General features: G+C 36.0%; 15 protein-coding genes. 9 read left to right on the top strand and 6 right to left on the bottom strand.

The genetic code is table 11. From position 1 onward, the window contains the following. Positions 1-3: 3 nt before the first annotated feature. The 4 genes from K6112_01125 to K6112_01110 form a co-directional block, all read right to left on the bottom strand. Positions 4-186 (bottom strand): DUF6356 family protein, encoded by a 183-nt coding sequence (locus K6112_01125; protein ID QZP17987.1) that lies wholly within the window; start codon positions 184-186, stop codon positions 4-6. A gap of 4 nt (positions 187-190) precedes the next feature. After that, positions 191-1,195, bottom strand: coding sequence for a dihydroxyacetone kinase subunit DhaK (gene dhaK / locus K6112_01120; protein QZP17986.1), 1,005 nt, complete (start codon positions 1,193-1,195; stop codon positions 191-193). 21 nt (positions 1,196-1,216) lie between these two features. Continuing rightward, positions 1,217-1,834 carry a dihydroxyacetone kinase subunit L gene (dhaL, locus tag K6112_01115; protein ID QZP17985.1) on the bottom strand — a complete coding sequence of 206 codons (618 nt, stop codon included), beginning with the start codon at positions 1,832-1,834 and terminating at the stop codon, positions 1,217-1,219. Between the two features lie 471 nt (positions 1,835-2,305). Beyond that, entirely contained in the window at positions 2,306-2,446 is a 141-nt protein-coding gene (locus tag K6112_01110; GenBank protein QZP17984.1) for a hypothetical protein, read from the bottom strand. 60 nt (positions 2,447-2,506) lie between these two features. On the opposite strand from K6112_01110, the gene K6112_01105 reads away from it, so the two are divergent. Next, entirely contained in the window at positions 2,507-3,514 is a 1,008-nt protein-coding gene (locus tag K6112_01105) for an NAD(P)-dependent alcohol dehydrogenase (GenBank protein ID QZP17983.1), read from the top strand. 75 nt (positions 3,515-3,589) lie between these two features. On the opposite strand, the gene K6112_01100 is transcribed toward K6112_01105, so the two are convergent. Next, entirely contained in the window at positions 3,590-4,660 is a 1,071-nt protein-coding gene (locus tag K6112_01100) for a hypothetical protein (protein QZP17982.1), read from the bottom strand. Positions 4,661-4,707: 47 nt separating this feature from the next. Next, positions 4,708-5,610, bottom strand: coding sequence for a LysR family transcriptional regulator (locus tag K6112_01095; protein ID QZP17981.1), 903 nt, complete (start codon positions 5,608-5,610; stop codon positions 4,708-4,710). A 157-nt stretch (positions 5,611-5,767) separates the two neighbouring features. Between K6112_01095 and K6112_01090 the strand changes: the two genes are divergently transcribed. From K6112_01090 to K6112_01055, 8 genes are all read left to right on the top strand, one after another. After that, positions 5,768-6,133: a tautomerase family protein gene (locus tag K6112_01090; protein ID QZP17980.1), complete on the top strand. Its 366-nt coding sequence runs from the start codon at positions 5,768-5,770 to the stop codon at positions 6,131-6,133. 21 nt (positions 6,134-6,154) lie between these two features. After that, entirely contained in the window at positions 6,155-7,051 is an 897-nt protein-coding gene (locus K6112_01085; GenBank protein ID QZP17979.1) for an SMP-30/gluconolactonase/LRE family protein, read from the top strand. Between the two features lie 70 nt (positions 7,052-7,121). Next, positions 7,122-8,468 (top strand): TIGR00366 family protein, encoded by a 1,347-nt coding sequence (locus tag K6112_01080; protein QZP17978.1) that lies wholly within the window; start codon positions 7,122-7,124, stop codon positions 8,466-8,468. 66 nt (positions 8,469-8,534) lie between these two features. Continuing rightward, positions 8,535-9,248 (top strand): SDR family NAD(P)-dependent oxidoreductase, encoded by a 714-nt coding sequence (locus K6112_01075; protein QZP17977.1) that lies wholly within the window; start codon positions 8,535-8,537, stop codon positions 9,246-9,248. Between the two features lie 56 nt (positions 9,249-9,304). Continuing rightward, positions 9,305-9,697, top strand: coding sequence for a hypothetical protein (locus K6112_01070; protein ID QZP17976.1), 393 nt, complete (start codon positions 9,305-9,307; stop codon positions 9,695-9,697). A 49-nt stretch (positions 9,698-9,746) separates the two neighbouring features. Then, positions 9,747-10,286: a pyridoxamine 5'-phosphate oxidase family protein gene (locus tag K6112_01065; GenBank protein ID QZP17975.1), complete on the top strand. Its 540-nt coding sequence runs from the start codon at positions 9,747-9,749 to the stop codon at positions 10,284-10,286. 306 nt (positions 10,287-10,592) lie between these two features. Next, the gene (gene panB, locus K6112_01060) at positions 10,593-11,405 is read left to right on the top strand and encodes a 3-methyl-2-oxobutanoate hydroxymethyltransferase (protein ID QZP17974.1); all 813 of its coding nucleotides are present in this window, start codon (positions 10,593-10,595) and stop codon (positions 11,403-11,405) included. 95 nt (positions 11,406-11,500) lie between these two features. Then, positions 11,501-12,067: a 5-formyltetrahydrofolate cyclo-ligase gene (locus K6112_01055; protein QZP17973.1), complete on the top strand. Its 567-nt coding sequence runs from the start codon at positions 11,501-11,503 to the stop codon at positions 12,065-12,067. The last annotated feature ends 9 nt before the right edge of the window (positions 12,068-12,076 follow it).

The following is a 12,076-nucleotide window of genomic DNA, read 5'->3' as shown; positions in this document are numbered from 1 at the left end:
TCCTTACTCGGCTTTTTTTAGTAAGGATTTGACAAGCTTCAGGCTAGTGAATTTGAAGAAGCAGGGAAATATTGCATGGATAATGGAGGTGATGCCTGCATATAAAAGAATAAAGCCTGCAATAAAAGCAAACTTAAAGTGCATCCAGTAAGTTTTTCCTGCTTCATTTAAATGTTTCTTAAACACGACCCTAATACCCCCATCGAAGATTTGATGTTAATACAGATGAGTCCCAATGCTTTTTAATTTCATCATCCAACAAGCACATAGTTATTGAAGCACCAGCCATATCTAATGCCGTCGTGTAATTCCCGACAAGAGAGCGAGAGATATAAATTTGTTTCTCTTTAAGTTTCTCGGTAACGGCTTGATAAATTAAATATAGCTCTGATAAAGGGGTACCTGAAAATCCATTCACTAACAATATTATTCCATTAGGATCCTTAAGATCTAATGATTTCTCATCGAAGTCCTTTAAGATAGCTGAAACCATATCTTCCACAATATGATTCGCCATTTTAATTTTTTCTCGCTTTCTGCCAGGTTCCCCATGAATGCCGACACCAAATTCAATTTCGTCAACACCGATATCAAAGGTTGGCTTACCTGCAGCAGGAATAGTGCAGCTAGACAGTGCCACGCCAATGCTTGAACAATGATGGTTAACCCTATCTCCAAGCTGTTTGCATGATGATAAATCCCCACCTTCCTCAGCCAGGCTGCCGACAACTTTCTCAACAATCAATGTCCCAGCAACACCTCTTCGACCTGTTGTATAACTTGAATTGATGACAGCAGCATCATCGTTCGTTAAAACCGTTTGATGTTCAAATTCGATCATTTCAGATGCCATTTCAAAATTCATAACGTCACCAGAATAATTCTTTACGATAAATAAGATGCCTGATTTAGGCTGACATTTTTCAACGGCAGCAATCATTTGATCTGGGGTAGGTGAGGTAAAGACATGTCCAGGGCAAGCCACATCCAGCATTCCCTTACCAATATAACCTGTGTGAAGCGGTTCGTGTCCAGATCCACCCCCTGAAATCAATAAAACTTTATTTGGGTTGATCTCTTTTCGTGTCACAAAAATTGGATCAAGGTTGAGTGCGACTATATCATTGTGAGCTTTAGCAAAACCCTTCAAGCTATCAACAATGAAATCGTCTGTTTTATTTATAAATTTTTTCATATGACTTTAACTTTAAGTGATTTATTTAAGTTCCTTACAAACCGTACTGATAATTAGTTGGCAAGTTTTAGCTCCAGGATCAATATGACCTACAGCTCTTTCTGCTAAGCCAGCTGACCTTCCTTTTGATGGCATCATATCTTTTGTTGCTATCACCCCCGCCATTGCAACCAAATCAATTTCTTTAATTAATTTTTGTTTCTCACAGCTCTCATTGGCTAGTGATTCAAGCTTTTTTGAAACAGGAATCAATACATCAAGCATTGTTTTATCACCTAATTTTGACTTACCCCTATCCATAATTGATTCTACGCCAGAAGTAAAACCTTTACTAAATTGCTGAAGATTACTTTCACATGAAACCTCCTTAGCCAAGGCCAAAAAAAAACTGGCAAATAAAGGGCCTGATGCACCCCCGACAGACGCCATTAGTGTCATACCTATTTTTTTGAAAGCTTGATCGGGTGGTAGGGTAGTGAGTTCTGATTTAATTGACTGAACAGCTATGCTACCTCTTTTTATATTGATATAGTGATCACCATCACCGATAGCCCTGTCTAAATGCTCTATCTCCTCCTCTGCATCAAGGATTGTTTTAGCGACGCTATCAATACATTTAATAATAAAACCGTTGGTCATAAATCAAACTTAAAAGAGATAAAAATCCTAGTATAAAATGAATCTTTTAACTTGAATATAGTCTTTTAAATTTACAAGTAATAAGGATTAATTGACATGGTTGGTAAAAATGAAAAAGAAGAATGTCCTGCGCACAAATGTAAGCCCTTTATGCTGATGTCATATCTAGTCGCTATATTTTTGATCTTAGGTATCGGTGCATTTGCTAAGTATCTTTTCTTTTAAATTTAACTTTTGAACCACAAAAGATTACTTAAATTTTTTCCACGTGCCGCCGTACTGATAAGTACTTTCATGTTTAGATTTAATATCAAGCAGACATTGCTGGCATAAGAAAACCCAATCATTTTGCTCATATTTACATCGATAAAGGATTCTGTGCTCAGAATTACAACTAGAGCATAACTTTGATCTAATTCTCAAAGCTACACTTCTTGAAAAAGGTTAAATAGATAAGCCTATTTAAGTTAATTACTTCTGTAGGTACAGATAGGCAGCCACAACCACAATCGCTATCACTGCAATTATAAGAATTTTCTTTGAACCACCCCCTGATTTACCGAGTAATCCATTTTTCCATTGTTCTAGTTCTTTTTGATCGTATGCAGCCATAAAAAATCCACCTGTAAGTTAAATATAATTATATATAATCATTATTTGAGGTAAAAAACAATGATGAGAGCAATTTATTTAAAAGCAGGCGGAGGTTACGATAAGGTATTCTTAGGCAATCAGGATATATCTGATCCTATGAATGATCAGGTCCAAATCCGCTTGCACGCAAGCTCATTAAATTATCATGATTACGCAGTTGTATCAGGAATTTGGGGGCCATCTGAGCAGCGTATCCCGATGGCAGACGGTGCAGGTGAGGTGATTAAAGTCGGCAGGGCTGTAAAAGATTTTAAAGTGGGTGACCATGTTTGCACCACATTTTTCCCAGGCTGGATCGATGGTTCACCGAATGTACAAAGTTTTGAGACAGTACCGGGTGACGGTATCGACGGATATGCGCGAGAACTTGTAAACCTTAAGACTAGCTCATTAACATTAGCGCCTGATCAATGGACTCATGAGCAATCAGCAACCTTAACCACTGCTGGACTTACTGCATGGAGAGCTTTATTTGAAGATTATGATCTAACAGAAAAGCATACCGTTCTGATACAAGGGACGGGAGGGGTATCTATATTTGCGCTACAGTTTGCAAAGTCGATAGGAGCCAAGGTAATCGGGACATCTTCATCAGATGAGAAAATTAAAAAGCTTAAAACTTTAGGGGCTGATTATTGCATTAACTATAAACAAAATTCGAAGTGGTCGGAAGAAGTTTTAAGCTATACAAAGGGGCAGGGCGTAGACCATGTAATTGAAGTGGGTGGTCCGGAAACACTGGGTGAATCGATTAATTCAGTTAAGGTTGCGGGTCATATCTCACTCATCGGAATTTTATCAGGCTTACAGGGTAATCTAGATTTCGTTAACGCATTACTAAAACAAGTGACGTTGCAAGGCGTCTTGGTTGGCAGTAAGACCCACCAGGAGAGAATGATTACCTATATTAACCAGGTAAAATTCTTTCCAATCATTGATCGCGTGTTTGATTTAGAGGATATTGTTTCTGCTTTTCAATACCAAGAAACTAACCAACATTTTGGTAAGATTTGTTTAAAAATATAATAAAAACAACATTTTATAAATATATTATAAAGTTATAATTTAAGTTAAGAAACTAAATATTTTCTTAAGAATTCACTAGTTATTCAAAGAATAGTTATTAATGACTTCCTCGATATCCTCATCTTGAATTATTTCACCATTAATATGCTCATCTGCCATCATAAAGAGCTTACTCCAAAGTGGTTCGGCATTCTGCGGCGGCTTTAGTTTAAAGGTTAAAGAGTTGTCTAGCTTGTTATTTATAATACTCCTTACTCGTTTCCAAAAATCCCTCGTTTCCGCCCAATAATCGAAGCCTACCTGCCAATTAAAGTCCTTAATTCTTTCATACCTAGCGATACCAATTTCTTTGGCAAGTACAGCTTGATTTGATGTGATCACTTTTTTATTATTTTGTTCATGAACCCAGCCTGTCGGTGTAATAGTTTGAGTGTTAGTTCCGATCATCACATCATAATCGTCCCTTGTTGAATATTCTCTTCTCGGCAATGGTCGCCATGTTTCATTGCCTTCCCATGAGGAAAAATTAGGTTGATGAATCCAATTACCATAGCCTTGATATCTCGGTGTGTCATCAACCTGATAGACGGATTGAGACCAACTGCCTATTTTCTTGTTCGAAGGAATTTTATTGTATACCCACGTGTTATTGCCGACGTATATGTTGATTTTACTATCCTCATACTTCCAATCCTGCCTCCAGTGCTTCATCACCATTGGCTCAGAGGTTTGGCCATCGGACTGTTTGAAATACATGACCGTGATGTGTTGCAAGCTAATAAAGTCCTTTTCATCCTCGATAACTTTGACGTATTCAGTAGCCCAGGATTGATAGGGCTGGGTTGGGATATAACCTTCGACGAATCCCATAGTTTCCATGAAGTCAAAATAAACTCTGTACCTTCCTTCCATTGAAAGAATGGCTAGTCTATCTTTTTCAAATTTTGATAGCTTTGGGTTTTGTAGATCTTTCCATAAGGCATTTGGCTCTTTATCAAGTGTGACCTTCTCACCAACGGATGTTCCACCCCTGGGTTTTTTTAATTCAGCGTCTTTTAATTGGGTCCAACCGAAAACATAATTTGAATCATTGCTATGTGAAGAAAGGCTTACAAAAAGGAGGACAATAAATACTAAATTTTTCATAGTGTTATTGACTTATTAGGCTTTAAAAAGTTTCTTAACTCTCAAAGCTAAATAATTCGTAACAAATTAGCTTGCTCGTTTTTAAGTACTTGAGTAAAAAAACTACATACGGCTTTGACACGAGCTAATTGAAACATATCTTCATGGACAACCATCCAGTATTCTCTTTTAGCCAAAATTTGCTTTGGTAAGATTGTTTTTAATTCTGTATCTTTTGCGGCAATAAACCCATGAAGAAAAGCAAGTCCAACCCCGTCTTTTACAGCTTGATATTGAGCTTGAAGTGAGTTACTTCTGAATATGATATTTACTTCTTTAAAATTATCCTGCATATATTTTAATTGAGGGAATTCGATCAAATCTTCTATGTAGCTTATAAATTGAAGTTTAGATAGATCCTTAATTGTCTTTATTTTATTATTTTTATTGAGATAAGTTTTGCTTCCATATAGCGCTAAATTATAATCTCCAAGTTTCCATGCCACCAATCTACCAATAGTAGGCCTTGCTAGTGTGATTGCGATATCTGCCTCACGTTTTGATAAACTTCGTGCTCTCGTGTCAGCCAACAATTCAAGATCAATGGATGGGTGCTTTTCTTTGAAGTGACTAATATATTTTGAAATAATCGCAATCCCTAAACCTTCAGGGACAGCCATCCTCACAATACCACTAAGTTCAGTATCCTTTCCTGATATTGATTGGTAGATGGAGTTGACCTTAGTTTCAATATTTTCAGAGTAAGGGACTAGTTTATGTCCATCTTCAGTGAGTGAGTAACCCTTAGGTGACCGGTTAAATAACTGTACTCCAAGTTCTTTTTCAAGCCTTGTAATATGTCTACCTACAGTTGTTGGCTCAACGTTTAATCTTTTTCCTGCTATTGTTAATTTACCTCGACGTGATAGTTCAAGGAAAGATCTTAGGTCGCTCCAATTAAGCACAAGCATTCTCCTTTATGGTTTTCTTTGCCACATTAATATAAAAATTAAAAAACAAATTAATAATGCAAAATTGCATTATAAAAAGCAGATAATCTTCATTGTAGTGCATAAATTTAAAGGATAATATTTTTATATTAAATAAAAATAATGAGAAGGAGGGGGTATGCCATTTGTAACAATTAATGTTCTAGAGGGGAAGGGGCAGGACTATATAAAAAAAGTTTCTGACAGTGTGAATGAGGCGGTTATTGAAACTATGGCCTTTCCGGATGATGATAGATATCAAGTTGTAAATCAATTATCAGAAGATTGTATGCAATACCAAGGCAGACAAGAGGAAAGAATTATGATGCACCTTGTCATGCGATCAGGACGTCCAAATAAAGCCAAACAAGCTTTTTACAAAAAAGTTGTCGAGTACTTACATGAGAGGGTAGGTGTTAAGCCTGAGAATATTTTTATTACCATCACTGAAAATCACGATGTTGATTTTTCATTCAAAGATGGCATCGCGCAGTTTGTTGTTTAACTATATTAAGGGATCAAAATTATGAAATCATTAACTTTGAGTAAGTTTTTCTTAAGTATCTTATTTATGTCATTTGCAGGCATATTATTTGCAGAGACACAGTTAATCAAGCTTTGGGAAACAAATGCAGACTTTAAATTACCTGAATCAGTAATCTATGATAAAGAAAACGATATTTTATATGTATCAAATATGCAAGGGGACCCTTTTACTAAAGACAAAAATGGCTTTATTTCAAAAGTAGACGTTGATGGAAAAATTATCAAATTAAAATGGATTGAGGGATTAAATGCACCAAAGGGATTAACCATATCAAAGGGTAAGCTTTATGCTGCTGACGTTAATGAGTTAGTTGAAATAGATATAAAGACAAGCAAGATTACAAAAAAACTTGAGGCAGCTGGAGCTACTTTTCTTAATGACGTAACTGTAGATACCAATGGGAATATATACGTATCAGATATGTTCAATGACACTATTTATAAGCTTGATAGCTTTGGTCAGTTAACTAAATGGCTTTACAGTCCAAAATTAGAAGCACCAAATGGTTTACATTATGAAAAAGGTCAAATAATTGTAGCTAGTTGGGGACATCCTACTAATGGTTTTGCACCATCTGTTGTTGGCCACCTGAAAAGCATTTCATTGAAAAATAAAGAAATTAAATCTCTCGGGAATGGACAGCCTGTTGGTACTTTGGACGGTATTGAGTCTGATAAAAATGGTAACTATTTTGTTTCAGATTGGGTTGGGGGTAAATTACTTTATATTCAACCTGACGGAAACTTTAAGTCTCTTGTTACGCTCACTCAAGGTGCTGCAGATCATGAGGTCATTCATGATAAGAATTTATTAATTTTGCCTATGATGAACATTGATGATGGCAGTGGCAAATTAATAGCCTTTGGAATTAAATAAATTAAATTATATGAGGAAAGCTCATCGGTTTAATGCTTGCCATGAGCTCTTTTTAAATAATTAGTATTTTATGAAAATTTTTCAAATCGTTTCCCGTCCTTTTATATCGTTTGTCGAACGTTACTATCCTGACGCCTTTATATTTGTCATTGTTCTTTCAGTCATTACTTTTCTGGCTGCCATCTCACTTACAGATGCCTCGGTAACCTCAACGATTGTTGCTTGGGGAGATGGACTACCTATGTTATTTAAATTTACCGCTCAAATTACAATTATCATGGTCGGTGCGCATGCACTTGCTCATACAAGCCTTGTTCAAAGTTTATTAAAAAATATCGGTAGACTGCCAAAAACAGCCAACCAAGCCTACGCATTAGTTGCATTTTCTGCAGGAATAGCAAGCCTTGGTGCTTGGTCTTTTGGCCTTATTATTGGAGCCATTGTTGCAAGAAGTGTCGCTATAGAGTGTTCAAAAAAACCATTTAAAGTCCATTATCCACTTTTAGTCGCTTCTGCTTACTCGGGATTTGTTATATGGCACATGGGTTATTCATCTTCATCTGCATTATTTGTTGCTACCCCCGGACATTTACTTGAGAGCAGAGTAGGGGTAATACCGGTGACAGAAACAATTCTATCGTCAACCAATATCACGTTAGCGCTTATGGGTTTGCTATTAATCACGGTTATATGTCCACTCATGAAACCGAATGAGGAGGATGTAATTGAAATTGACCCAGATTTAATTAAAGATAAGAAGCCAACTATACAGAAAAAAGCTTCAATGAATATGGTTGAAAGATTTGAAAATCACCGCTCATTGAATATTTTTCTAGGTCTGATAATTATTATCTATATTGGTATTACCTACAACCAAAATGGATTCTCTCTAAACCTAGATATAGTGAGCTGGACATTTTTATCCTTAGGATTGATATTAGCAAGCTCTCCCATTCACTTTATAAGTCTGATAAATAATGCGGCTGGCACTGTGGGGTCGATAATCCTTCAATATCCTTTTTATTCAGGAATTATGGGGATTATGGCGACGACAGGGCTTATGCAGGTGATAACCGACTGGATAATTTCTATTGCAACCCCAGAGACACTAGGTTTCTTTGCCTTTTTATCTGGCGGTCTAGTTAATATGTTTATCCCCTCAGGGGGAGGTCAGTGGGCAGTTCAAGGGCCAGTTATGATTGAGGCAGCTCTATCCTTAGGAGTTAATCCTTCAGTCGTTGTAATGGGAGTTGCGTATGGTGACCAATGGTCAAATATGATTCAACCATTTTGGACGATTCCAATTTTAGCAATTGCCGGCCTCCATATGCGACAGATACTTGGATATACCTTTGTTATATTCCTTTTAACCGGAGTTCTTTATGGTTCAGGGATGTTATATATGGGGTCAGGGTAGGTATTAACTTTTAGATTTAGTTATACTTATAAAAAATTTTAATGAATAACGTAAGCGATTGACTAAATGAAGGAAAACATAATCATAGCAGGATCATCAGGAGCCATTGGTGGAGAATTTGTCAAGCAGTATACTGATGACCCGAATGTAGAAAAAATTATCGCGCTATCTAGGAAGTCAATTAATATCGATCACGATAAAATTCAATCAGTTGAAATTGACTATAACGATGAAGCAACATTAAAAAATCTTGATGTGATATCACAATTAGACTCAATTAGTAAAATCATCATTGCGACAGGGATTCTTCATACAGACCATATAAAGCCAGAGAAATCAATCGATGGAATTGATGAAGGGAACATGAAGGCGATATTCCAAGTAAATGTATTTGGACCGATCTTGTTGGTAAAAAAACTTCTACCTCTGATTAAAAAAGCAAAAGGGGTGAAAATTGTCTTCTTAACTGCAAGAGTTGGGAGTGTCTCTGATAATGAGCTGGGTGGGTGGCATAGTTATCGTAGTTCAAAAACCGCACTCAACATGATGATTAAAAATCTCTCTATAGAATTAAAAAGGCTAAACAAAGAACATTGTGTGATTGGGATTCACCCTGGCACAGTCAAAAGTCATCTATCAGAACCTTTCTTGAGACATGTCAAACATGATGTATTTAGTCCAAAAGAAAGTGTTGAATTTATGAGTAAAGTAATTAATGAAATTTCCCACAAGGATTCAGGGAAGTGTTTTGATTTTTCAGGAAAAGTAATAGAGCCATAAAAAAACATAAAATGTTAAGCTTAGATGGCTTAAAAAAATTTAAATAAGAGGAGAATATGATGATTGCAAGATTGATATCTGCGTCGATTGGTTTAGTTCTACTTAGCTCGGCGTTTCGATGGACCTTAAATCCTGAATCTGCTGCAGCGGGTTTAGCCATGACATTAGTTGAAGGACCAGGAGATACAACTATGGGTATGAACACACAAATAGGAGATTTTACTGCTTTCTTTTTTACCGCAGGCCTGATGGCTTGCATAGGCGCATATAAAAATCAACATGTCTGGTTATATACAACATTAAGCCTGTTGGGTTCTGCTGCATTTTTTAGAATTTATGCCGGATTAGTTCATGGCGCAGACTTACTAATTAAGGCAATAGCTATTGAGGTCATTGTTTCTTTATTTTTAGTCTTGAGTATTTATCTAATGAAGAAATCAGATTCCTAGTTAATTTTATAAAAGATGATGTGAGCTATGGAATTATTATAGGCACTTTATGAATGTAACTATTTTTATTGATGACGCCCTTAAAACTATTCAACGTGGAACTGTTGACCGTAAGTCGCCTTTCAAGCTACCCGCTTTGTCTTCTTCAATTAATAATAAGGTTTTTCAAAGAATTGTGGTTGCTCGAAGATTCATCGAGCATGATCAGTCCTTAATAATCTATACCGACAATGAAAGCCAAAAATATCATCAATTAAAAACTAACCCTTCCTGTTCCTTGCTTTTTTGGGATCCAAAAAAAAGGCTTCAAGTCCAGGTAACTGGGGAAGCATCTTTTTTAGATAATAAAATTGATTACTGGGATAAGTTAAGCGATACTCAGAAAAAAGACTATGTGATTAATCCGTTTCCAGGGACAGAAATTTCTGCTTCTGATGATTATAATTATGATAGTGAGAAGAGTAGGTTTGAAGTAATATCCATTCAATTTAAAACTCTTGATATTCTTGAGCTAGCCCCAAGCGGACATATACGAGCTAAAAGTATTTTGAATAAAAATGAGCGAGAAGATTTTTGGTTAACACCCTGATATTTATTACCATTAAAAGAGCCTTGTATCAGCTATATTAAAAAAATATTCTTTATAAACAATAAGTTAGTCTATTGTTGATTTCTATTTAATACTATATAATAAATTCAAGATCGTTCACATAACATTATCCATTGTTAGCTACGGTCAATGTAATTCATGACCAAAAGTCTTCAAAAAACAAATCACGACCAAAAGTCTTCTTGTTTTAAAACCTGATAATTAAATCACGTACAATCAAATATAAGATTTGACGTTATTTACTTTAATTATCACTTTTTATGTAAACAATTTAAGGAAAAGATAATGAGCGTATTAGAAAGTTTTAAACAGTTAAAAGCAGAAGGAACAAAAATTGTAGTGGTTACTTCGCATGAATACTGGAGTGCCAAAATTCTTAATGACACAGACATTAACGGAATTTTAATTGGTGATGATTTAAATATGGTTGTACATGGACATGAAGATACCTTGAGCTGTGATGTGGAAACAATTGCAATGCACACTAGAGCCGTAAAAAAGGGAGCAAAAGATAAGTTCCTAATCGCTGGTATGCCATTCATGGCTAATAGAAAGAGTTTAAAGGATTCATTGGATAACGTTGAAATCTTAATCAAGGCTGGGGCAAATGCTCTTAAAATAGAAGGTGTTGATGGAAACGAAGAGCTTTATGCCCATCTTTCACAATCCGGAATTCCAACAATTGGACATATTGGCCTTACACCTTCTCACCATAATGCGATTGGTGGATTTAAAGCTCAAGGTAAAACAAAAGAAAGTGCAATGAGTATCGTTGAAGAAGCTAAAAAACTTGATCAACTTGGATGTATCGCAATCGTTTTGGAAGCTGTTCCGCAACATGTAGGTGCGGCAGTTAGTAAAGCAGTTTCTATCCCAGTTGTAGGTGTTGGAGCAGGGCTTGATGTGGATGGCCAAGCATTGGTTCTTCCAGATATGTTAGGTTTTTCTACAGACTTCAAGCCTAAGTTTGTTAGGACATACATGAATGGGGCAGAGCTGATAAAAGATGCTGTAAATCAGTTCGCAGCCGATGTACATGCAAAAGCATTCCCAGGGGCAGCAGAAACTTACGCACCGGGTAAGGATCAACTAAAATAAGAAATATTCAATTTGAGGAGTTGATATAGAGGGTGATAAGGGATGATAATAAATTTATATAATCTAACTTGTTACCCTCTCTTTCCTACATTATTTTGAAAAAAGATACCGCAAGAAAGATATATTTAAAAAAGCGTCAAGATCTGTCCTCATCAGATTTTGAAGAAAATTCATCACTTCTCATTCAAAACACAATCGAGCTTATAAAAGAATATGAGCTTAAATTTATCCATTGCTTTTTACCAATCCATACAAAGGATGAAATTAATACTTCACCAATCGTTGAGTATTGTTGGAAAAATAATATAAAGGTTGTTGTCCCTGTGAGTAATTTTGAAGAGGGGACAATGAGAAATGCAGCATTTAGTCCAGATACCATAACCAAACAAGCTAAATACAATATTACCGAACCAATCAATCCTATTTGGATAGAAAACGATAAGATCGATCTAGTAATTACGCCGCTTTTAGCCTTTGATCTGAAAGGCTATCGAGTGGGCTATGGAAAAGGTTTTTACGATCGTTTTTTTGCTTCTTTACATAAGGATGTTAAAAAAATTGGCATCAGCCTTTTTATGCCTTGCGAGCTCATAGATGATACAAATGAACATGATGTCCCTTTGACGTGCTGCGTTACTCCCAATAAAAACTATTCTTTTTAGGTAGTTGGT

Source organism: Methylophilales bacterium (assembly GCA_019823025.1).
GTDB lineage: Bacteria > Pseudomonadota > Gammaproteobacteria > Burkholderiales > Methylophilaceae > BACL14.
This window is presented reverse-complemented; position numbering and strand designations above follow the sequence as displayed.